Annotated in this window: 21 protein-coding genes; 5 read left to right on the forward strand and 16 right to left on the reverse strand. The window is 69.8% G+C overall.

Going from position 1 to position 20,102, the window contains the following annotated elements; translation table 11 throughout:
• Positions 1–11 precede the first annotated feature (11 nt).
• From secF to EV672_RS13015, 9 genes are all read right to left on the reverse strand, one after another.
• Positions 12–1,064 carry a protein translocase subunit SecF gene (secF, locus tag EV672_RS12975; protein WP_133609887.1) on the reverse strand — a complete coding sequence of 351 codons (1,053 nt, stop codon included), beginning with the start codon at positions 1,062–1,064 and terminating at the stop codon, positions 12–14.
• Between the two features lie 36 nt (positions 1,065–1,100).
• A complete protein-coding gene (gene secD, locus EV672_RS12980; protein ID WP_133609888.1) occupies positions 1,101–2,990 on the reverse strand; it encodes a protein translocase subunit SecD in 1,890 nt (629 codons plus the stop codon).
• 48 nt (positions 2,991–3,038) lie between these two features.
• Entirely contained in the window at positions 3,039–3,362 is a 324-nt protein-coding gene (gene yajC / locus EV672_RS12985) for a preprotein translocase subunit YajC (protein ID WP_133609890.1), read from the reverse strand.
• Between the two features lie 154 nt (positions 3,363–3,516).
• Positions 3,517–3,813 carry a YbeD family protein gene (locus EV672_RS12990; RefSeq protein WP_133609892.1) on the reverse strand — a complete coding sequence of 99 codons (297 nt, stop codon included), beginning with the start codon at positions 3,811–3,813 and terminating at the stop codon, positions 3,517–3,519.
• 23 nt (positions 3,814–3,836) lie between these two features.
• On the reverse strand, positions 3,837–5,072 hold the full coding sequence (locus tag EV672_RS12995; RefSeq protein ID WP_133609894.1) for a D-alanyl-D-alanine carboxypeptidase family protein: 1,236 nt from the start codon (positions 5,070–5,072) through the stop codon (positions 3,837–3,839).
• 100 nt (positions 5,073–5,172) lie between these two features.
• A complete protein-coding gene (locus tag EV672_RS13000; RefSeq protein WP_133609896.1) occupies positions 5,173–5,841 on the reverse strand; it encodes an alpha/beta hydrolase in 669 nt (222 codons plus the stop codon).
• Between the two features lie 13 nt (positions 5,842–5,854).
• The gene (locus EV672_RS13005) at positions 5,855–6,184 is read right to left on the reverse strand and encodes a (2Fe-2S) ferredoxin domain-containing protein (protein ID WP_133609898.1); all 330 of its coding nucleotides are present in this window, start codon (positions 6,182–6,184) and stop codon (positions 5,855–5,857) included.
• 15 nt (positions 6,185–6,199) lie between these two features.
• On the reverse strand, positions 6,200–7,351 hold the full coding sequence (locus EV672_RS13010; protein WP_133609900.1) for a VanZ family protein: 1,152 nt from the start codon (positions 7,349–7,351) through the stop codon (positions 6,200–6,202).
• A gap of 13 nt (positions 7,352–7,364) precedes the next feature.
• A complete protein-coding gene (locus EV672_RS13015; protein WP_133609902.1) occupies positions 7,365–7,811 on the reverse strand; it encodes a CopD family protein in 447 nt (148 codons plus the stop codon).
• A gap of 318 nt (positions 7,812–8,129) precedes the next feature.
• Here EV672_RS13015 and hemB point away from each other — a divergent pair, with 318 nt between their 5' ends.
• A complete protein-coding gene (gene hemB / locus EV672_RS13020; protein WP_133609904.1) occupies positions 8,130–9,149 on the forward strand; it encodes a porphobilinogen synthase in 1,020 nt (339 codons plus the stop codon).
• 8 nt (positions 9,150–9,157) lie between these two features.
• Complete coding sequence (locus tag EV672_RS13025; RefSeq protein ID WP_133609906.1) at positions 9,158–10,414, forward strand: magnesium transporter CorA family protein; 1,257 nt, start codon at positions 9,158–9,160, stop codon at positions 10,412–10,414.
• Here EV672_RS13025 and EV672_RS13030 read toward each other — a convergent pair.
• Genes EV672_RS13030 through tsaB form a run of 3 tightly spaced genes read right to left on the reverse strand, consistent with a single transcriptional unit; the run spans position 10,396 to position 12,681 of the window.
• A complete protein-coding gene (locus EV672_RS13030; protein ID WP_133609908.1) occupies positions 10,396–11,349 on the reverse strand; it encodes a uracil-DNA glycosylase in 954 nt (317 codons plus the stop codon). The two genes, EV672_RS13025 and EV672_RS13030, sit on opposite strands and share 19 nt — an antisense overlap.
• Positions 11,336–11,899, reverse strand: a complete 564-nt coding sequence (gene rimI, locus EV672_RS13035; RefSeq protein WP_279536193.1) for a ribosomal protein S18-alanine N-acetyltransferase — start codon at positions 11,897–11,899, stop codon at positions 11,336–11,338. Before rimI ends, EV672_RS13030 begins: the two co-directional genes overlap by 14 nt.
• Positions 11,900–11,904: 5 nt before the next feature.
• On the reverse strand, positions 11,905–12,681 hold the full coding sequence (gene tsaB, locus EV672_RS13040; protein WP_133609909.1) for a tRNA (adenosine(37)-N6)-threonylcarbamoyltransferase complex dimerization subunit type 1 TsaB: 777 nt from the start codon (positions 12,679–12,681) through the stop codon (positions 11,905–11,907).
• A gap of 41 nt (positions 12,682–12,722) precedes the next feature.
• Here tsaB and EV672_RS13045 point away from each other — a divergent pair, with 41 nt between their 5' ends.
• On the forward strand, positions 12,723–14,444 hold the full coding sequence (locus EV672_RS13045; protein ID WP_166643568.1) for a D-alanyl-D-alanine carboxypeptidase/D-alanyl-D-alanine-endopeptidase: 1,722 nt from the start codon (positions 12,723–12,725) through the stop codon (positions 14,442–14,444).
• Positions 14,441–14,716, forward strand: a complete 276-nt coding sequence (locus EV672_RS13050) for a SemiSWEET family sugar transporter (protein ID WP_133609913.1) — start codon at positions 14,441–14,443, stop codon at positions 14,714–14,716. The genes EV672_RS13045 and EV672_RS13050 overlap by 4 nt, the downstream gene beginning before the upstream one ends.
• A gap of 6 nt (positions 14,717–14,722) precedes the next feature.
• Here the strand turns inward: EV672_RS13050 and EV672_RS13055 are convergent, their stop codons facing one another.
• The 4 genes from EV672_RS13055 to purE form a co-directional block, all read right to left on the reverse strand.
• Positions 14,723–15,949 (reverse strand): SGNH/GDSL hydrolase family protein, encoded by a 1,227-nt coding sequence (locus EV672_RS13055; protein ID WP_133609915.1) that lies wholly within the window; start codon positions 15,947–15,949, stop codon positions 14,723–14,725.
• A 176-nt stretch (positions 15,950–16,125) separates the two neighbouring features.
• The gene (locus EV672_RS13060; RefSeq protein WP_424923157.1) at positions 16,126–17,193 is read right to left on the reverse strand and encodes an L-threonylcarbamoyladenylate synthase; all 1,068 of its coding nucleotides are present in this window, start codon (positions 17,191–17,193) and stop codon (positions 16,126–16,128) included.
• A 22-nt stretch (positions 17,194–17,215) separates the two neighbouring features.
• The gene (locus tag EV672_RS13065; protein ID WP_133609917.1) at positions 17,216–18,400 is read right to left on the reverse strand and encodes a 5-(carboxyamino)imidazole ribonucleotide synthase; all 1,185 of its coding nucleotides are present in this window, start codon (positions 18,398–18,400) and stop codon (positions 17,216–17,218) included.
• Positions 18,397–18,927: a 5-(carboxyamino)imidazole ribonucleotide mutase gene (gene purE / locus EV672_RS13070; RefSeq protein ID WP_133610078.1), complete on the reverse strand. Its 531-nt coding sequence runs from the start codon at positions 18,925–18,927 to the stop codon at positions 18,397–18,399. Before purE ends, EV672_RS13065 begins: the two co-directional genes overlap by 4 nt.
• 133 nt (positions 18,928–19,060) lie before the next feature.
• On the opposite strand from purE, the gene EV672_RS13075 reads away from it, so the two are divergent.
• Entirely contained in the window at positions 19,061–20,095 is a 1,035-nt protein-coding gene (locus EV672_RS13075) for a tetratricopeptide repeat protein (protein ID WP_133609919.1), read from the forward strand.
• Positions 20,096–20,102 lie beyond the last annotated feature (7 nt).

Here is a 20,102-nt window from a genome sequence, read left to right on the forward strand (position 1 = left end):
TGACTTTGACTCTACACCACCGCACCCGCGTGCGGGTCGTTCGGGTCGATGTCTTTTTTGCCACCCTTGACGAGGTCTTCGCGCTTGACGCCCAACCACATCGCGATGGCCGCGGCCACGAACACCGAGGAGTAGATGCCGAACAGGATGCCGATGGTCAGGGCCATGGCGAAGTAGTGCAGCGTCGGGCCACCGAAGATCAGCATGGCCAGCACCATCATCTCGGTGCAGCCGTGGGTGATCATGGTGCGGCTCATGGTGCTGGTGATGGCGTGGTCGATGGCCTGGCGCGTGTCCATCTTGCGCATCTTGCGGAAGATCTCGCGGATCCGGTCGAAGATCACCACCGACTCGTTCACCGAGTAACCCAGCACCGCCAGCACCGCCGCCAGCACCGACAGCGAGAACTCCCACTGGAAGAAGGCGAAGAAGCCCAGGATGATGACCACGTCGTGCAGGTTGGCGATCACGCCAGCCACGGCGAACTTCCACTCGAAGCGGATGGCCAGGTAAATCATGATGCCGATGACGGTCGCCAACAGCGCCTTGGCGCCATCGGTGGCCAGCTCGTCACCGACCTGCGGGCCGACGAACTCGCTGCGCTGCAGGGTCAGGGGCTCGGTCTGCGCGCCATCGGCCGCACCGGCTTTCGCCCCACCTGAGGCGACCAGGCACACCTGGCGATCGCCCTTGTCGGACGACTGCACCGACACCTTGCCCGACTCGCTCTGGCACAGGGCGTCGAACACCTTGGTGACCAGCTCGGTCTGCTTCATCGTGCCGCGCAGGGGCAGGCGGATGAGCACATCGCGCGAGGTGCCGAAGTTCTGCACCTGCACCTCACCGAGCTTGAGGCCTTCGACGGCCTCGCGGGCCTTGTGCAGGTCGGCCGCCTGCGCGTACTGCACCTCGATGAGCGAGCCGCCCGTGAACTCGATGGACAGGTGCAGCCCCCGCGTGACCAGGAAGAACACGGCCAGCGCGAAGGTCAGGAAAGAGATGATGTTGAAAACCAGCGCATGCCGCATGAACGGGATGTCGCGCTGGATGCGGAAAAATTCCATGGTGTCTTGCTCCGCTGGGGTGCTGATGCGGTGTGCTTATTCGACCGAGGGCGCCGGGGCGGTGGTCGAAGCCTGCGGCTTCCAGACCTGCCCGATGGACACGCCCTTGAGCTTTTTCTGACGGCCATACCAGAGGTTGACCAGGCCGCGCGAGAAGAACACGGCCGAGAACATCGAGGTCAGGATGCCCAGGCAGTGCACCACGGCGAAGCCGCGCACGGGTCCTGAGCCGAAGGCCAGCAGCGACAGGCCGGCGATCAGGGTCGTGACGTTCGAGTCCAGGATGGTCGCCCAGGCGTGCTCGTAGCCGGCCGCAATCGCCGACTGCGGCGCCGCACCGTTGCGCAGCTCTTCGCGCACCCGCTCGTTGATCAGCACGTTGGAGTCGATCGCCATGCCCAGCGTCAGGGCGATGGCCGCGATGCCCGGCAGCGTCAGCGTGGCCTGCAGCATGGACAGCACGGCGATCAGCAGCAGCAGGTTGACCGACAGGGCCACGGTGGAAAACACGCCGAACAGCAGGTAGTAAAACACCATGAACACCGCGATGGCAGCGAAGCCATACACCAGGGAGTTGAAGCCCTGGGCGATGTTTTCTGCGCCCAGGCTGGGGCCCACGGTGCGCTCTTCGATGATCTCCATGGGCGCGGCCAGCGAACCGGCGCGCAGCAGCAGGGCCGTGTCGGCGGCTTCCTCGGTGCTCATGCGGCCCGAGATCTGCACGCGGCCACCGCCGATTTCAGCGCGGATGACCGGCGCGGTCACGACCTCGCCCTTGCCCTTCTCGAACAGGATGATGGCCATGCGCTTGCCGACGTTCTCACGCGTGACGTCGCGGAAGATGCGCGCGCCGCGGGCGTCCAGCGTCAGGTGCACGGCACCTTCCTGGTTCTCGTCGAAGCCGGGCTGGGCGTCGGTCAGGTTGTCGCCGGTCAGCACCACCTGGCGCTTGACGATGATGGGCTCGCCGCTGCGCTCCAGATAACGTTCGGAGCCAAAGGGCACCAGGCCACCGCTGAGCAGCGCGGTCTGCGCCTCGGCACTGTCGTCGGCCATGCGCACTTCCAGCGTGGCGGTGCGACCGATGATGTCCTTGGCCTTGGCCGTGTCCTGCACGCCGGGCAACTGCACCACGACGCGGTCCAGGCCCTGCTGCTGGATCACGGGCTCGGACACGCCGAGTTCGTTGATCCGGTTGTGCAGGGTGGTGATGTTCTGCTTGAGCGCCTGCTCCTGGATGCTGCGCTCGCTTTGCGGCTTGAGCGCGCCGACCAGGGTCAGGTCGCCGCTGGCATCGGTGCCATCGGTCCAGAGCAGGTCCACCAGGCCGTCTTGCAGCAGCGGGCGGGCGGCCTGGCGGGTGGCCTCGTCGCGGAAGCGCACGGTCAGCGCCTTGTCATCGCGGCGGATGCCACTGTGGCGGATGTCCTTGTCACGCAGCAGGGTGCGCACATCACCGGCCAGGCTCTCGACCTTCTGGGTCAGCGCGGCCTTCATGTCCACCTGCATCAGGAAGTGCACGCCACCGCGCAGGTCCAGGCCCAGGAACATGGGGTGGGCATGCAGGCTGCGCAGCCACTGCGGCGAGCGCGACACCAGGTTCAGCGCCACGATGTAGCGCGGGTCGGCCGCATCGGGGTTGAAGGCGCGGCTGAGGGCGTCACGCGCCTTGATCTGGGCGTCGGTGTCCTTGAAACGGGCGCGCACCGAGGTGCCGTCCAGCTCGACGAAGTCGGCCTGGACGCCGGCCGTCTCCAGGACGGACTGCACGCGCTTGACGGCATCGGCATCGAGCTTGACCGTGGCCTTGCCGCTGGACAGCTGCACCGCCGGCGCCTCGCCGAACACGTTGGGCAGGCTGTACATCAGGCCAATGAACACCGCCAGGGCAATGATCAGGTACTTCCACAAGGGGTAGCGGTTCATGCGGTCCTCGACACCTTTGCTGCTGTGCGCGCTTTGCGGGGCACGTGATTACTTGTAGGTGCCCTTGGGCAGCACCTGGACGATGGCCGCGCGCTGCACCTGCAGCTCCACACCGCTGGCGACTTCCACGCTGACGAAGGTTTCGCCCAGCTTGCTGATCTTGCCGATCACGCCACCTTGCGTGACGACCTCGTCGCCCTTGGCCAGCGCGTCGAGCATGGCCTTGGTTTCCTTCTGCCGCTTCATCTGCGGGCGGATCATCACGAAGTACAGGACGACGAACATCAGCACCAGGGGCAGCATGCTCATCAGGCCACCAGAGGCACTGGCAGCAGGGGCGGCGGCTTGGGCGTAGGCTTCGGAAATCAACACGTTCAGGTCCTTCAAACAAAGGGCCGAGGCACCGGGCCCACGCACAAGCGTGGACACAGGCACACCGGCCAGGGAGCGCTCAGACCTGGCGGGCCAAGTCTGCTGCGGGATTGTATGCGGGCGCCGTGACGGCCTGTCACACAGGCGCTCAGGCTCAGAGCACGTACTTGACGTGCGGCAGGCTGGTCAAAGCGCGGTAGATGGCGTCAAGCTGCTCGCGGCTGGTGGCCGTGACCGTGACGGTCAGGCCCAGGTAGGTGCCGCTGCTGCTGGGTCGGCGCTCCAGGGTGGCGGCGTCGAAGTCGGGCGCGTGCTGTACCACCACGCCCAGCACCGAGGCCACGAACGCCTCGTGATTCGGCCCCATCACCTTGATGGGGAAGGCGCTGGGGTACTGGATGAGGGACTCTTGCGGCGGGATCGCCGGGTTCACAGGCTGGTGGGGGGTCATGGGGTCGCTCCTCTCACCGTCGCTCACTGGATGCCCAGGCGCAGGGCGTCCCACATCCGGCCCACGAAGCCGGCCTGGGGCACCTCGTCCAGGGACAGCAAGGGCAGCGTCTGCCAGGGCTGGGTGCCCAGCGTGATCTGGATGCTGCCCACGGCCTGGCCCTTGCTCAAGGGGGCGATGAGCGGGTCATTGCGCGTCACTGCCGTCTTCACCGACGCCCCCTGCCCGCGCGGCACCACGACCACCACGGGCGTGCTGCGGCCCAGGCGGGCGGTGTTGGCCTGGCCCTTCCAGACCTGGGCGGTGGTGACGGGCTGGTTGGCGTCGAACAGCTTGACGACGTCGAAGGCGCTGTGGCCCCAGTTCAGCAGCTTCTGGCTTTCGTTGGCGCGGGCCTCGGGCGAGGCGGCACCCAGCACCACGCTGAGCAGGCGGCGCTCGCCACCGGCGGTCGGGCGCCTGGAGGTGGCGATCAGGCAGTAGCCGGCGGCGTCGGTGTAGCCGGTTTTCAGGCCGTCCACCGTGGCGTCGCGGAACAGCAGCAGGTTGCGGTTGCCCTGCTTGATGCCGTTGAAGGTGAACTCCTTCATCGAGTAGTACGGCAGCGAGTTCGGGAAGTCGGTGATCAGGCGCGTGGCGATGATGGACAGCTCGCGCGCCGTGCTGACGTGGCCCGGCGCGGTCAAGCCTTCCGGGTTGGCAAAGCGCGTGCCTTTGAGGCCGAACACCTGCGCCTGGCGGTTCATCATCTCGACGAAGACCTCGACCGTGCCACCCACGCCTTCGGCCAGGGCCACGGTGGCGTCGTTGCCGCTCTGCACGATCATGCCCTTGATCAGGTCATCGACCTTCACGCGGCTGTTGAGGTTGATGAAGGAGCGGGAAGCGCCGGTCATGCCGGTGCGCCAGGCGCGCTCGGAGACGGGCAGCTCCTGGCTGAGGCTGAGCTTGCCGCCTTGCAGCGCCTGGAAGACCAGGTAGGCCGTCATCAGCTTGGTCAGGGACGCGGGCTCGACGCTCTGGTCGGGGTTGCGCGAGGCCAGGGTCTGGCGGGTGGAGAGGTCCTGCAGGATGAAGGCGCGCGCAGCCACTTCGGGCGGCTGCGGCATGGCCGTCGAGGGCTCGGCGAACAAGGCCGCTGGCGACGCAGCAGCAGGCGCTGCGGCATGGGATGCGACCGGCACGGCGGCCGACAGGACCGAGGCCAGCAAAGAGAGGGTCGCGCTCAGGACGAGGCGACGGGAACGAAAAGCAGTCATGCCGTCAATATGGAGTGAGAACAGGGGAAACGCAAGAAAGGAAATGTGCACAGACCTGGGCGCGGGCGCCATGCCGCGCGGCCCCATCTCCGCCGCACCGTCAGCCAGCGGCCTCGGCGCGCAGGTGCTTGAGCACCACCTCGCGCAGCAAGGCCAGCTGGCCATGGAAAAAGTGGCCGGCGCCGGGCACCACCGTCACGGGCAGGGCCTGGGGGCGGGCCCAGTCGAGCACGCTGGCCAGGGGCACGACGTCGTCGGCCTCGCCCTGCACCACCAGGGTGTGGCCCGGCACCACCGGCACTTCGAAGCGAGAGGTCGCCGGGCTGACGAGCACCAGCGTGGTCGGCGCGCGCACCGACGGCTGGTCGGCCGCAGCCTGGCTCAGGCGGGAGGCCGCCTGGGCGGCCACGTAGCCACCGAACGAGAAACCGGCCAGCGCCAGCGGCAGGCCGCGCATGGCAGGGTCGGCCAGGTGGTGGGCCACCACGGCCAGCATGTCGGAGGTCTCGCCCCGGCCCTCGTCCCAGGCCGACTCGGATTGCCCGACGCCCCGGAAATTGAAACGCACGGCACGCCAGCCCGACAGCACGAAGGCGCGCACCAGGGTGTGCACGACCTTGTTGTCCATGGTGCCGCCCATCAGCGGATGCGGGTGGGCGATCACGGCCAAACCGCGCGGGGCGCCCTGGTCGGCAGGCGGGTCTTCGACCACGACCTCCAATTGGCCGGCAGGGCCGTCGATGGTCAGGGAAGCGGGACGTCCAAGCATGGGCGGCCTTGCCTCAGCGACCGACGTCGTCGGGCAGCACCAGGCGCTCGACCACTTGGCCGCCGACCAGGTGCTGGTCCACGATCTCGTCGATGTCGGCCTGGTCCACGAAGGTGTACCAAGTGCCTTCCGGATAGACCACGGCCACCGGCCCACCGGCACAGCGGTCCAGGCAGCCGGCCTTGTTGACGCGCACGCCGCCCGGGCCGTTCATGCCCGCGGCCGAGATGCGCGCCTTGCAGTGGTCAAACCCTGCCTTGGCACCGTGGTCGCCGCAACTGGACTCGCCGTTGACGCGCTGGTTCAGGCAGAAAAAGATGTGGCGTTGGTAATAAGAAGCCATCCGCCCATTCTAGGCCTAGGCTTGCCGCGGCACCGGCGCGTCGGCCTCATGCCCCCACCAGCGCCCCAGCAACCAGGCCAGGGCCACATAGGGCCACAAGATGCCGAACCAGCGCGACAGGCCGTGGAAGCGGATGAAGCGGCCGTTCTCCCAGGCCTGCAGCGTCTGCGCGTAATAGGCATCGGGCGGCGCCAGGTGGATGAGCACCACCAGGGTCAGCACCACCCCCACGCCCAACGCGGCGCAGGTCCGCCGCCGCCAGGCCACCATCGGCACGGCGGCGGCCGCACCCAGCAGCAAGCCCGCCATGGCCTGGGTCGTGACCCAGCTGAACGCATGCACCGGGCCGAAGTTCAGCGCCGACGACAGCGCCGACATGCCCACCCCGATCAGCACCAGGCCGCTCAGCATCGCGATGCGCAGCACCCGCGGGCGCGCCACCGCACAGGCCACGCACAGCGGCGCCAGCATGCCGGCGGCCACCGTCAGCACCTCCACCCCATCGATCCATGGCGAAGCCACCACGCGCGCGTGCACCGAACTCCACAGCGTCAGCGGGTCTTCGGGCAGCAGCCAGGCCTGCCAGGGGGTGTCCCGGGTCAGCTCGACCAGGCCGATGCGCAGATGCGGCCACAACTGCCCCTGCCCCAGCGGCAAGGGCGGCGGGAACAGCAGGCCGAGCGGCCACAGGCTCAGCAGCGCCAGGCCATGGCCGGCTTGCGGGATGAACCAGCGCTCGCGCAGGCGGTGCCAGGCGTCCACCAGCCCCAGCGCATGCACGGTGATGGCCCCCAGCACGCCCCAGGCGGAGCCGAGGCTGTTGAGCACCCAGTCCGACATCGACGGCACCCGGCCCGGCACGGTGAACTGCAGCAACTCCAGGCTGTAGGACAGCGCCACGCACAGCGCCAAGGTGCGCAACGCCGCCCAGGGCGCCTGCCAGCGCGAGCGCAGGTGCGCCAGGCACAAGATGAAGCCCAGCGGCAGGTAACCCAGCAGGTTGGCCACCACATCGTCCATGAGCTCGTTGGGCTGCTTGGGCAGGACCCAGCTGAACACATGGCTGTCAGGCCAATGCCAGCCCGCCATCGGGTGCAAGGTGGCATAGACGATGAGGGCAGCTGCCGCCCACGACAGCGGCCAGGCAGAACTGCGGTGCAGGCTCATGGCACCGCGCGGCTCAGCCCAGCGACGGCTTGAGCACCACCAGGAAGGTGATCACGGCGAACAGCACCACCGACACCTCGTTGAACACACGGTACCAGCGGTGGCTGCGGCGGTTCTGGAAGCCTTCGAAGTCGCGCAGCAGCTTGCGGCAGACGTGGTGGTAGCCGATGGCGCCCAGCACCAGGGTCAGCTTGATGTGCAGCCAGATCTGGCCCGGCCCCTTGCCCATGCCGAAGTACAACCACAACGTCAGGCCGAAGACCAGCGCAGGCACCATCAGCAGGGAGCTGAAGCGGTAGAGCTTGCGCGCCATGAGCAACAGCCGTTCGCGCTCGGCGTGGCTGTCGCCCGGCACCATGGCCAGGTTGACGAACAGGCGCGGCAGGTAAAACAGCCCGGCGAACCAGCTGGCCACGAAGATGATGTGCAGGGATTTGACCCAGAGGTAAGCGTTGCTCATGGTGGGATTATGAACAGGCCTCGGCGCAAATCTCAGCGCAAATTCCGGGCAAAAAAGAGCCCCGGCAAAGCCGGGGCTGTGAAGCCTTGACGCTGTCATCACGTAAGGCACCTGCTCAGGGAGGAAAAGCAGGGAATGCAGAGGCCTTGCGGCGTATCATTCAGCTGTGATTATAGGGGGGTTGTGATGCCATGGTGTCGGGGCTTGTCCGAAAAGCCCTGCCCCCGGTGGTTTTTTTGGCAGCTTTGCAAAGGTTCACACACTTTCCCGTGTGGGCAGTCCAACATCCCGCGCTTGCCGCTCAGCCATTCGCTCCGCATGTCCTCGTCATCCAGCACCTCCCCCCTCGCCGCTTTCCCGGCCCACCGCCCGCGCCGCCTGCGCCGCGACGACTTCTCCCGCCGCCTGGTGCGCGAGCACAGCCTGACGGCCAACGACCTGATCTACCCGGTGTTCGTGCTGGACGCCGACAGCGCCCACCAGCCCGTGGCCTCGATGCCCGGTGTCAGCCGCATGGGCCGCGCGGAGCTGTTCGCCACCGCCGAGCGCTGTCTGGACCTCGGCGTGCCGGTGCTGGCCCTCTTCCCCGTGATCGACGCGGCCCTGAAAACGCCCGATGGCGCCGAGGCCCTCAACCCGGACGGCCTGGTGCCACGCACGGTGCGCGAGCTGAAAAGCCGTTTCCCCGAGCTGGGCATCATGACCGACGTGGCGCTCGACCCCTTCACCAGCCACGGCCAGGATGGCCTGCTCGATGACACGGGTTACATCCTCAACGACGAGACCGTGGCCGTGCTGACCCGCCAGGCGCTGGTGCAGGCCGAAGCCGGCGTGGACATCGTCGCACCGTCTGACATGATGGACGGCCGCATCGGCGCCATCCGCGCGGCGCTCGAATCGCAAGGCCTGGTCCACACCCGCATCATGGCCTACAGCGCCAAGTACGCCAGCGCCTTCTACGGCCCCTTCCGCGACGCCGTGGGCTCGGCGGGCAACCTGGGCAAGGCCAACAAGAAGGTCTATCAGATGGACCCGGGCAACAGCGACGAGGCCCTGCGCGAAGTCGCCCTGGACATCGCCGAGGGCGCCGACATGGTCATGGTCAAGCCGGGCATGCCTTACCTGGACATCGTGCGCCGCGTGAAAGACGCCTTCCGCGTGCCGACCTTCGCCTACCAGGTCAGCGGTGAGTACGCCATGATCCAGGCCGCCGCGCAAAACGGCTGGCTGGACCGCGAGGCCACGATGATGGAGTCCCTGCTGGCGTTCAAGCGCGCCGGTGCCGACGGCGTGCTGAGCTACTTCGCGCTGGATGCCGCCGCGCTGCTGAAGGCCTGAGCACCACGATGCGCTTCTTCCTGATCCACGACCAGTTCACCGAGCTGCCCGCCTGGCCCACCAGCCTGCCGGCCAACGGCTTCCTGTGGGTGACGACCAGCCGGCGCGTGTTCGAGGTGCACCTGCCCGAGGTGCAGCAACACCTGCAGCGCCTGGCCGGTGGCAGCCTGATGGACCTGCACGTCACCGACCTGCTCAACCCGCAGCTGCCCTCGCAGTACGACTACACCTCGTGGTACGACCTGCTGGTGTTCCGCCGGCTGGCCGCGGGCCAGGGCACCGAGCGGCTGTTCCTCGACGAGGCGCACGGCACGGCCTCGTCGGCGCGCCAGGCCATGGCCTCCATCGACACCAGCCCGGTGGGCTTCGCCGTCTTCGACCGCGTGCTGCTGACCGTGCACCCGGCCGATTGCTCGGTGCGCGACTTCTTCGAGGCCCGCCTGAGCCAGATGATCCCGCAGGGCGTGCGCAATGCCGATGGCGCCGAGGTGGCAGCGCCCTCCCCCCTGGCCAAGGGCCTGTTGGGCGAGACGGAAGATGCCGTCGCCGCCGACACGCCCGCGGACCTGCCCACCGACCTGCCTGAAGCGCAGGAAGGCAGCGACGCCGCCACACCGCGCTTCCACGAAAGCCGCGGCAGCACCTCGCGCCTGCCGCCCAACCCGGCCGACCTGATGCTGCGCATCGTCAACCACATGGTGGACAGCTACCTGGACCTGCGCCGGCTGCTGACGCGCCAGTTCGGCTACCTGCAGCAGGAGCTGTTCAGCAACCGCAACCAGTTCAACCACTGGCAGGCCCTGCTGGACGCGCGCAACACCCTGCACATGCTGGAAGACACCTGCGAGGACCAGCGCAGCGCGGTGCAGGAATGGATCGACGCGCTGGAAGAATGGCCACTGTCGCCTGACCCCCACGTGACGCGCGAGCGCGAAGTGCTGCGCGTGCGTTCGCGCGATGTGCACGAGCATGTCGAGCGCGTGCTGGCCCACGTGCGCCGACTGGAGAGCTCGGCCGAAAGCGCTGTGCAGATCCATTTCTCCGCGCAGGGCAGCCGCGCCAACGACATCATGCGCACGCTGACGGTGCTGACCGCCGTGTTCCTGCCGCTGAACCTCATCACCGGCATCTTCGGCATGAACTTCGAGCAGATGCCCCTGCTCGCGCGCCCGGAGGGCTTCTGGCTGGCCATGCTGATGATGTTTGGCGTGGCGGTCGGCCTGATCTGGTGGTTCCGCCGCAGGCGCTACATCGGGCCGGAGTGAGTGCCTGAGCGTGCCGCGGCGCGGCTGAGTTGCAGCTCGCGCGCCCGGCACAGGTCGTCCCACACCAGGGCCTTGTCGGCCGGGTTGCGCAACAGGTAGGCCGGGTGGTAGGTGACCACCACCGGGATGCCCTGGACCTCGTGCACACGGACGCGCAGCTTGCCGATGGGCTCGCTCGTCTTGAGCAGCGACTGCACGGCGAAGCGGCCCATGGCGAGGATGAGGTCGGGCTGCACCAGGGCCATCTGGCGGAGCAGGAAGGGCTCGCACTGTGCGACCTCCTGCGGCAGCGGGTTGCGGTTGGCCGGCGGGCGGCACTTGAGCGCGTTGGCGATGTACACCTGCTGCTCGGGCGGGGCTTCGCTGCGCGTGAGGCCCACGGCAGCCAGCATGCGGTCGAGCAACTGGCCAGCGCGGCCGACGAAGGGCTCGCCCTCGCGGTCTTCCTGCTCGCCGGGGGCTTCGCCGACCAGCATCCAGCGGGCCTGGACATGGCCGGTGCCGAACACCGTTTGCGTGCGGCTTTGGCACAGGCCGCAGGCCTGGCAGCTGGCCACGGTGTCGCGCAGGGTGCGCCAGTCCATGGTGTCAACGCCGGTGGGGCGGGGGCCAAGGATGGCCTCTGCGGCTTGGGCTGGCGCCGGGGGGGTGGCAGGCCGCACAACGAGCTGTGTGCGGGGCGGGGTGCGGGGCGGCTGCGCAGAGGTCTGCGGGCGCGGTGCGTCCTGCGGCGCGGCTGCGAAGGCGGCGGGTGCGCGGGCCGCCGCGCCCAAAGCTGCAGCAGGTGCAGCAGGTGCAGAGAAAGCGGCTTCGGCCGGCGCTGCATCGGGTGTGGCCACGGGCACGGTCGCCGCGGCAGCCACCGGCTCGGTCGGCCAGAACGGCGGCACGCCCATCTCGCGCAGCATGGCGAGTTGTCGCTCAGTCCAGCGCATGCGGTGCCTCGCTGGGGTCGCTCGCGCAGATCTCGCGGCGCATGACCACCGCGTCCTCCCGGCCCGTGGCGGCGGGGTAGTAATGCTTGCGCACACCGATGTCCACGAAGCCTTCGCGCAGGTACAGGGCCCGCGCGCGCTGGTTGCTGGGACGCACCTCCAGCCACAGGGCCTCGGCACGGTGCTGCTGGCACCGCGCGTACAACGCTCGCAACAAGGCCTGCGCATGGCCCTGGCCATGCTGCTCGCGCGCGACCGCGATGTTCAGCAGGTGCACCTCGTCCACGCCGTCCATGGCCACGCAGACGGCGACGATGCGGCCCGTGGCGGCGTCGCAGCGCACGCGCGCCCAGTAGCCGGCGCGCAGCGAGGAGCGGTAGTTGTCGTCGGTCCAGGCGTGCAGCGGGTGGGCGCAGGCCAGGCGCTCCATGGCCGTCACCTCGGGGATGTCGGCGTCGGTGAGGATGCGGTCGATGACCTCACCCGCGGCGTCGGCGAGCGCCTGCGGGTGGGTGGTGGGGGTGTCCAGCATGGGCATGGGCAAGCTCACGGGGCTCAGGCCTGCGCTGCGGCGGCGCGCTCGGCGGTGGTCTGGGCCACCTTGTCGCGGACGTAGCGCGGCAAGGCCAGGGCGGCGTCCACGCGGCGGCCCGCGCGCCAGGCCTGTGTGGCCAGCGCGGCCAGTGCGGCACCCGAGGGCACGGCCTGGGCGCCATCCGGCAGGCACAAGGCCTCGGGCAGGCCGGCCAGCGCCTGGGCGCACTGCCGCAAGGCGTTGCCGCACAGTCGCACGGTGCCCGGCGCGGCCTCGGCCCAGCGGCGCAAGGGTTCGCTCAAGGGCCACAAGGCGGGACCTTCGGTGGCCTGCCAGGACTGCCCGTTCCAGGTGAAGGCGGCGACGTAGAGCTCGTCCATGCGGGCGTCTTGCAGCACCCACAGGGTCTGCCCGGGCGGGCAGGCTTGCGGGTCGGCCGCGCAGGCGCGCTGGCGGGCATCTTCGGCCACGGCCATCAGGGTGTCGAGCACGATGACGGGGCAGTCCAGGCCCAGCGCCAGGCCTTGGGTCACCGAGCAGGCGGTGCGCAAGCCGGTGAACGCACCGGGCCCGCTGCCAAAGGCGATGGCATCGACATCGGCCCAACGCAGGCCGGCCGCGTCCAGCAAGGCCTGGCAAGCTGGCAGCAAGGTGGCCGAGGCCTGGGCGCCACCGGGGAGGTCTTGCGCGTGCACGGCCTCGCCCGCCACCAGGGCGATGTGCAGGCGCTCGGTGGCAGTGTCCAGCGCCAGCAGGACGGGCGCCGCAGAGGGGGTCGGGAACACGCTGTCAGACATCGCGAGAGTGTAGCCCGCAGCCTCCCCCTATGATGGCCGCCATGCGCGCCGCCCTGCCCTTGCCTCACCCACCGCTCTCGCCGCCTCCGCAAGCGACGACCCGCCTGGCAGGGGCGCGGCGGGTCGCCGTGGCGTTGGGCCTGGGCGCGGCAACGGCCGTCACCGCCGCAGGGACCGGCCCCGGTGCCCTGGCGGTCACACAAGCCCCACAAGCCCCACAGGCTCCACAGGCCCAGAAGGCATCCCAGGCACCCCAGGCCCCGATCAGCCCAACGCCCTGGCCACCCACGGTCGCCGCGGCACTGCAGGCCAGCGGCTTGCCGGCCGAGGCGTTTTCGCTGCTGGTCTGGCCGGTCGATGGCGTTGCGCCGCGCTGGCAGCACCTGGCCGCATCGCCCCGCCTGATGGCTTCGGTGATGAAGCTGTTCACCACGGGCGCCGCGCTGCGCAGCCTGGGGCCGGCCTACACCTGGCGCACCGAGGCCGGGCTGGGCGGGCCGCTGCTGCCCAACGGCGCACTCGACGGGCCGCTCTACCTGCGCGGCGGTGGCGACCCCAGCCTGGTCATCGAGCGGGTGCAGCTGATGATGTCGCGCTGGCGGGGCGCCGGGCTGCGCGACATCCGCGGCGACCTGCTGACCGACCGCAGCGCCTTCGAGCTGCCGCCGCACGACCCCGCGGCCTTCGACGGCCAGGTGCTCAAGCCCTACAACGCCGGCCCCGACGCCCTGCTGCTCAACCACGGCGCGGTCACGCTGCGCCTGCTGCCCGATGCGGCCCAGCCCGGTCAGGTGCGGGCCAGCCTGGCGCCGACGTTGGACGGCGTCGAGCTGGTCAACCACCTGTCGCCCCAACCCAAGCTGCCGTGCGGCGACTGGCGCGAGGCCCTGAACCTGACGATGGCGCCCGTGCTGGGCTGGCACCACCTGGGCCGGCAGCGCTGGCGCGTGACCGTGCAAGGGCCGTATCCCTTGAGCTGCGGCGAGCGCGAGTGGCCACTGCTGTGGCGCGGCGATGGCCCCGACGACCACGGCGCGCGGCTGCTCAGCCAGGCCTGGCAGGATGGCGGCGGACGCCTCGGTGGCACGGTGCGCAACGGCACGTGGCCCGCCGGCCTGCCGGTGTGGCAGACGTGGACATCGCCACCCCTGGCCACCGTGGTGCGCGACATCAACAAGTTCAGCAACAACGTGATGGCGCGCCAGCTTTTCCTGACGCTGGGCGCCGCCCCTGCCAACCGCGATGCCAGCCGCGATGCCAACGAGCCACCGCGCCCGGCCACGCTGGCCTCGGCGCGCGGCGCCACGGCGCAGCTGGTGCTGGAAGCCACCCGTGCGGGCAATCGCAATGGCAACGGCAGTGGCAGGGGCCAACCCAGCGCCTGCGAAGGCGAGGCCCTGCAGCTGGACAACGGCGCGGGCCTGTCGCGCAGCGAGCGCAGCACGGCGCTGTGCCTGGGCCAGTGGCTGCAGGCCCTGTGGCGCAGCCCGGTGATGCCGGAGTTCGTGGCCTCCCTGCCCGTCAATGGCACCGATGGCACGACGCGGCGCTGGCAGGCCGCGGCGGGCCGCGCCCACATCAAAACGGGTTCGCTCGATGGCGTCGCGTCGATGGCGGGCTACGTGGACGCCGCCGACGGCAGCACCCGCGTGATCGTCGTCGGTGTGGTCAACCACCCGCGTGCCGATGCCGGCCGACCCGTCCTGCAAGCCCTGACCGACTGGGCGCAACACCTGAACACCTCTGACGCGAGCGCACCATGACCCTGTCACCCGACACCATCGAGTGGATCGGCGGCCTCGCGGCCATGCTGACCACGGCCTCCTTCGTGCCTCAGGTCTGGCTGACGCTGCGCACGCGCGATGTCAGCGGGATCTCACTGGGCATGTACAGCTGCTTCACCCTCGGGGTGGCGCTGTGGCTGGTCTATGGCCTGTCGATCGGCTCGCTGCCCGTGACCATCGCCAACTGCGTCACCTTGACGCTGGCGCTGGCCATCCTGGGGATGAAGCTGTGGTTCGGGCGCAGGCGCTGATCAGAATCAGAGCTGCTGGCGGGCACGGTTGTAGGCCACCGAGCCGATGAGGCTGTGGCCCAAGGGCGCGTAGTGGATGGCGTCGGCCCAGATGTAGGTGCTGGTGCTGCCGTTCAGGCTGATGCTGGTGTTGCAGAAGCGGACATTGGCGTCGGCATCGGGTTCCAAACCAGTGGTCGTGGTGCCATCGGGCCTGACCAGGCCAGTGGTGTTGCACAGCGCACCCACGTTGCCGTGGACATAACTGGTGCTGCGCGTGCTGCTGTTGGTGAAGGAGTCGGGGTTGACGCCCACCAGGTCACGGCCAGAGACATTGCCCAGGCCGCGCACGTACAGGCGGTCGTTGTAGGCCACCACCAGGCGCGACATCAGGGCCGCGTCGGTGGCCACGCCCCGGGGCGAATCGTTCAGCGAGGGCGTCAGGGCCAGCACCACCTTGGCGCCCGCGCCGATCACGTCCTTGACGGCTGCGGCCATGCGGTCTGCGCGGGCCTGCAGCGTGGCGATGGCGGTGGCCTCGTCCGTGGTGGCCGGGGTGGCGCGCAGCGCGTTGAACTGCTCCAGGATGTCGTTCTGGCCGACCATGATGGTGACCAGGGTGCTGCCGTTGAGCTCACCGCGGTGGGCCGCGATCTGGGCGATGACGTCGTCGGTCTTGGCGCCGAAGGCGGCGTAACTGACGGCACCGCCGCGGGTGTCGAGCGCACACTGGCTGGTGTAGCCGCGGCCATAGGCTCGGGCCAGCACCTGCACCCAGATGCTGGGCGAACCGCAGTTGTAGGCGGTGGTCGTGGTGCGCTGATTGGGGCTCTCAACCTCCAGTTTGGTGGAGGAGTAGAAATCGAAGGCGTAGTGGCCGTTGAGCGTGGGCGAGGTCACGGTGGCGCCATTGGACGCCACGCAGTCACGCGCAGGGGTGCCTGGTTGGGCGGCGGTGGTGTCAGCGCACACCACGGGAGAGCCCACCAACGCCGACTGCACCGTGTACGTGAGGCCCTTGATCTCGGCCCCCGCGCTGCCATCGGGTTTCTTCAGGTCATTGCTGGTGAAGGCGCTGATGGCGCTGTTCTCATCGCCAAATGACACCACGCTGTTGGGCGCAAAGAAACTGTTGCGGCTGCCGCCCCCGCAGGCCGACAGGCCCAGCGCCAGGCCGGCTGCCGAGCAGGCCAGCGCGACCCAGCCCAGGCGGCGGCGGTTCACGGGCAGGCGGGATGCGGCAACAGGGAACATGGTCTCTCCAGGGGATCCAGGGGTCGGGGGATGTCAGGGCGGCGGCGGATCACCGTGACCCGCGCGCCAGGGTGGCAGTCTGCCACGGGATTGCCCTCGCCCGCGCGGTGCCGGGGTGAAGGGCGGTGAAGTGCCAGGGTTGCGCCAGGGTTGCGCAGGGAGGTGAGCGCCGCGGCTCAGGCGGCCGCAGCGCGGCTCAGGCGGTCGCGCACGCCGTCCCACGCGGGGCCTTCGGGCGGGGCTTCCACCCAGATCTGGGCGACGCCGGTGGCGTCCATCTCGCGCAGGTCGGCGAAGAGGTCGTGGGCCGCCGTGACGGCGTCGCCCGGCATGGACAGGTGCACCACGCCCGGGTGGCGCGGGTGGTGGGCCCACAGGCTGCGCGAATAGACGGCCACGCGCGGCGCCACGCCCGGCGTGGCCAGGTGCTGGGCGGTGAGTTCGGGCTCGATGACGTCCAGGCCGACGGCCAATTGCGCGTCGCTCATCAAGACGACACGGGCGCGCGGCGCGTAGTGCGACAGCAGCGTGCCCGAGGCCTTGGGCGCGTTCGGGTCGGGCGCCTCCGGCCTGGACCACAGCAGCGGCTCGCCCGCGGCCGCTTCCAGCTCGGCCATGGTGAGGCGACCCGGGCGCAGCAGCACGGGCTGGCCGCGCGAGCAATCCACGATGGTGGACTCGATGCCGACTTCGCAGGGGCCGCCGTCGAGCACCCAGACCTCGTCCAGGCCCTGGCCTTGTCCGGCGAACTCTTCGGCGACGTGCGCCGCCCGCGTCGGGCTGATGCGACCGAAGCGGTTGGCGCTGGGCGCGGCCACGCCGAGGATGTCGCGCTGGGCACAGGCATCGAGCAACTGGCGGGCCACGGGGTGGTCGGGACAGCGCAGGCCGATGGTGTCCTGGCCACCGGCCGCCGCACGGGCCATGTCGGGGTGACGCGGCACGATCACGGTCAGGGGCCCCGGCCAGAAGGCGCGCACCAGGCGCTGGGCCACCGGCGGGAAGGCGCTGACGAAGTGCAGGGCCGCGGCCTCGTTGGGCACGTGGACGATGAGCGGATGGTCGGCCGGCCTGCCCTTGGCCGCGAAGATGCGGGCCACGGCGGCGTCGTCATCGGCCCGGGCGCCGAGGCCGTAAACGGTTTCGGTGGGCAGGGCCAGCAGGCCGCCATCGGCCAGGCGCTGCGCGGCCTGTTCGATGGCGTCGGGCTGCAGGGCGGGGTCGAGCAGGCGCATGGTGGGCATCGGGGTGTTCAAGACCTGGCGATCAGAACGGCGCGATGCCCAGAATGGCCGCGGCCTGCAGCGCCGTGGCGCGGGCGGCTTGCGGCGTGGCACCGGTGACCGTCAGGTGGCCCATCTTGCGGCCAGCACGCGCTTCGGCCTTGCCGTAGAGGTGCAGGTGGGTGCCGGACAGGGCCAGCACGGCGGCCCAGTCCGGCTCTTGCTGGACCGTCACGCCACCGGGGAACCACAGGTCGCCCAGCAGGTTGAGCATCAGGCAGGGGCTGTGCAGCACGGGCGCGACCAGGGGCAGGCCGGTCATGGCGCGCACCTGCAGCTCGAACTGCGACACGTCGCAGGCGTCGATGGTGTGGTGACCGCTGTTGTGCGGGCGCGGGGCCATCTCGTTGGCGACGATGCGGCCATCGGCCAGCACGAAGAACTCGGTGCACAGCACGCCGACGTAGTCCATGGACGCGGCGATCTGGTGCGCCGAGGCACAGGCCTGTTGCGAGACCGCTTCCGTCACGTTGGGCGCGGGCACCGTGGTCACGGCGAGGATGCCGTCACGGTGCAGGTTCTGCTGCAGCGGGAAGTGCACGATCTGGCCGTCGCGGCCTCGGGCCACGATGACGCTGACCTCGTAGGCCAGGGGCAGCATCTTCTCCAGCACGCAGCCCACGCGCTGCAAGTCGTCCCAGGCCGCGATGAGCTCGGCGCGCGTCTTCACGCGGACCTGGCCCTTGCCGTCGTAGCCCATGCGCGATGTTTTGAGGATGCCGGGCAGCAGGTCGTCGGTGACGGCGGCCAGTTGCTCGGGCGTCTCGATGATGGCGTGCGGGGCGCAGTCCACGCCGCAGCCGACGAAGTGGGCCTTCTCGCGGGCGCGGTCCTGGCAGATGGCCACGGACGCTCCGGCGGGCGCCACCGGACGGGTCTGAGCCAGTTGCTCGAGGGCCGCGGCGGGCACGTTCTCGAACTCGGTGGTGATGGCGTCGGCCACGCGGGCCAGCTCGGTCAGGCCGGCGGCGTCGAGGTAGGCCGTGCGGATGTGTTCGTGCGACACGAGCCCGGCGGGGCTGGTGGCATCGGCATCGAGCACGGCGGTGCGGTAGCCCATGCTTTGCGCGGCGTGCACGAACATGCGGCCCAGTTGGCCGCCGCCCATCACGCCCAGGGTCGCACCCGGCAAGATCACGGGCAGGATCACGTCCTTGGCGGCGCTCATGCCTGGCCGCCTTCCGGTGCGGGCATCGTCAGGTCGTTCGTCATCGCGCGGGCGACTTCGGTCTGGCGGGCGCGGAAGGCGTCGAGCTTGGCGCGCAAGGCGGGATGGCTGCCCGCCAGCATGGCCACGGCGAACAGCGCCGCGTTGCCCGCACCGGCCGTGCCGATGGCAAACGTCGCCACCGGGATGCCCTTGGGCATCTGCACGATGGAGTGCAGCGAATCCACGCCCTGCAAGTGGCGCGAGGGCACGGGCACGCCCAGCACGGGCACCGTGGTCTTGGCCGCCAGCATGCCAGGCAGGTGGGCGGCACCGCCAGCGCCGGCGATGATGGCCACCAGGCCGCGGTCGGCGGCGGCTTCGGCGTAGCGGAACATGTCGTCGGGCATGCGGTGGGCCGAAACGACCCGGGCCTCGAAGGCGATGCCGAACTCGGTGAGAATGTCGGCAGCGTGGCGCATCACGTCCCAGTCGCTGCTGGAGCCCATGACCACGCCGACCTGGATGGCTTGCTGTTCTGTCTGCATCGGGCTGCTGGACGTCGTGTGGGGGGCTGTGCTCACCGCGGGCTCCTGTCTCGTCAAACCCTGGATTTTAGGCGCTGCCCACGTTCTGCGCTGCGCAAGCCGCCACACCTGTCGCCCTCACTTTTGCTGACCCATGATCGACATCACCCTCGCGAACTTCGAATCCGACCTGCTGGCCGCCTCGCAGCAGGTGCCGATCCTGCTGGACATCTGGGCGCCGTGGTGCGGCCCGTGCAAGCAGCTGGGCCCGGTGCTGGAAGGCCTGGAGACCGAGTACCAGGGCCGCTTCACGCTGGCCAAGCTCAATGCCGATGAGCAGCAGGAGATCGCCGGCCAGCTCTCGGAGATGTTCGGCGTGCGCTCCATCCCGTTTTGCGTGATGTTCGTGGGCGGCCAGCCGGTGGACGGCTTCGTCGGCGCCCTGCCCGCCGAGCAGATCCGCGGCTTCCTGGCCAAGCACGTGCCCACCGAGGGCGAAGTGGCGGCCGAGGCCGAGGTGGCGCAGGCCGAGGCCCTGGCCGAGGACGGTCAGACCGGTGGCGCGGTGGACTTGCTGCTCGACGCCCTGGCCAAAGACCCGAACAACGACGAGGCCCGCTTCGACCTGATCGCGCTGATGCTGGCCGAGGGCTCGGACAACGCCCTGCAGCACGCCCAGCTGGTGGCCGAGCCCCTGCGCCCGCGCGCCACCGGTCTGCTGGTGGAGGCCCGCCCCGCCGCCTTCGTGCGGGTGCTGGACGCCGTCGTCGGTGTGCGCGCCAACGGCCGCCCGCTGAACACGCTGCAAGACACCATTGCCGCCAACAAGCGCGACTTCGCCGCCCGCCTGGAGCTGGCCTCGCTGCACCTGGCCATGGGCCGCCAAACCGAGGCCATGGACGAGCTGCTGGAAGTCATCATGCGCGACAAGGCCTGGAACGACGAGGCCGCGCGCAAGCTCTACGTCGCCATCCTGGAGACGATGACCCAGCCGCAGCCCAAGGCCGCAGCACCGGCCCCGGGCAAGGCCGGCGGGCCAGGCACTCACCCGGGAGCTCACCCGGGAGCTCACCCGGGTGCAGCCCCCGACGGCAAGCCCAAGCTGGAAATTGCCGGCAAGGTGGAGGTGGCCGGGGCCGACCCCGTCATCGACGCCTACCGCCGCAAGCTCAGCATGGCGCTGTTCTGAGCCACCG

This window comes from Aquabacterium commune, from assembly GCF_004362855.1.
GTDB lineage: Bacteria > Pseudomonadota > Gammaproteobacteria > Burkholderiales > Burkholderiaceae_C > Aquabacterium > Aquabacterium commune.

Bases quoted from the DNA above. Each gene is read 5' to 3' on its own strand.
- secF (WP_133609887.1), bottom strand. From the start codon at position 1,064: ATGGAATTTTTCCGCATCCAGCGCGACATCCCGTTCATGCGGCATGCG.
- secD (WP_133609888.1), bottom strand. From the start codon at position 2,990: ATGAACCGCTACCCCTTGTGGAAGTACCTGATCATTGCCCTGGCGGTG.
- EV672_RS12990 (WP_133609892.1), bottom strand. From the start codon at position 3,813: ATGACCCCCCACCAGCCTGTGAACCCGGCGATCCCGCCGCAAGAGTCC.
- EV672_RS12995 (WP_133609894.1), bottom strand. From the start codon at position 5,072: ATGACTGCTTTTCGTTCCCGTCGCCTCGTCCTGAGCGCGACCCTCTCT.
- EV672_RS13000 (WP_133609896.1), bottom strand. From the start codon at position 5,841: ATGCTTGGACGTCCCGCTTCCCTGACCATCGACGGCCCTGCCGGCCAA.
- EV672_RS13005 (WP_133609898.1), bottom strand. From the start codon at position 6,184: ATGGCTTCTTATTACCAACGCCACATCTTTTTCTGCCTGAACCAGCGC.
- EV672_RS13010 (WP_133609900.1), bottom strand. From the start codon at position 7,351: ATGAGCCTGCACCGCAGTTCTGCCTGGCCGCTGTCGTGGGCGGCAGCT.
- EV672_RS13015 (WP_133609902.1), bottom strand. From the start codon at position 7,811: ATGAGCAACGCTTACCTCTGGGTCAAATCCCTGCACATCATCTTCGTG.
- hemB (WP_133609904.1), top strand. From the start codon at position 8,130: ATGTCCTCGTCATCCAGCACCTCCCCCCTCGCCGCTTTCCCGGCCCAC.
- EV672_RS13025 (WP_133609906.1), top strand. From the start codon at position 9,158: ATGCGCTTCTTCCTGATCCACGACCAGTTCACCGAGCTGCCCGCCTGG.
- EV672_RS13030 (WP_133609908.1), bottom strand. From the start codon at position 11,349: ATGCGCTGGACTGAGCGACAACTCGCCATGCTGCGCGAGATGGGCGTG.
- tsaB (WP_133609909.1), bottom strand. From the start codon at position 12,681: ATGTCTGACAGCGTGTTCCCGACCCCCTCTGCGGCGCCCGTCCTGCTG.
- EV672_RS13045 (WP_166643568.1), top strand. From the start codon at position 12,723: ATGCGCGCCGCCCTGCCCTTGCCTCACCCACCGCTCTCGCCGCCTCCG.
- EV672_RS13050 (WP_133609913.1), top strand. From the start codon at position 14,441: ATGACCCTGTCACCCGACACCATCGAGTGGATCGGCGGCCTCGCGGCC.
- EV672_RS13055 (WP_133609915.1), bottom strand. From the start codon at position 15,949: ATGTTCCCTGTTGCCGCATCCCGCCTGCCCGTGAACCGCCGCCGCCTG.
- EV672_RS13060 (WP_424923157.1), bottom strand. From the start codon at position 17,193: ATGCCCACCATGCGCCTGCTCGACCCCGCCCTGCAGCCCGACGCCATC.
- EV672_RS13065 (WP_133609917.1), bottom strand. From the start codon at position 18,400: ATGAGCGCCGCCAAGGACGTGATCCTGCCCGTGATCTTGCCGGGTGCG.
- purE (WP_133610078.1), bottom strand. From the start codon at position 18,927: ATGCAGACAGAACAGCAAGCCATCCAGGTCGGCGTGGTCATGGGCTCC.
- EV672_RS13075 (WP_133609919.1), top strand. From the start codon at position 19,061: ATGATCGACATCACCCTCGCGAACTTCGAATCCGACCTGCTGGCCGCC.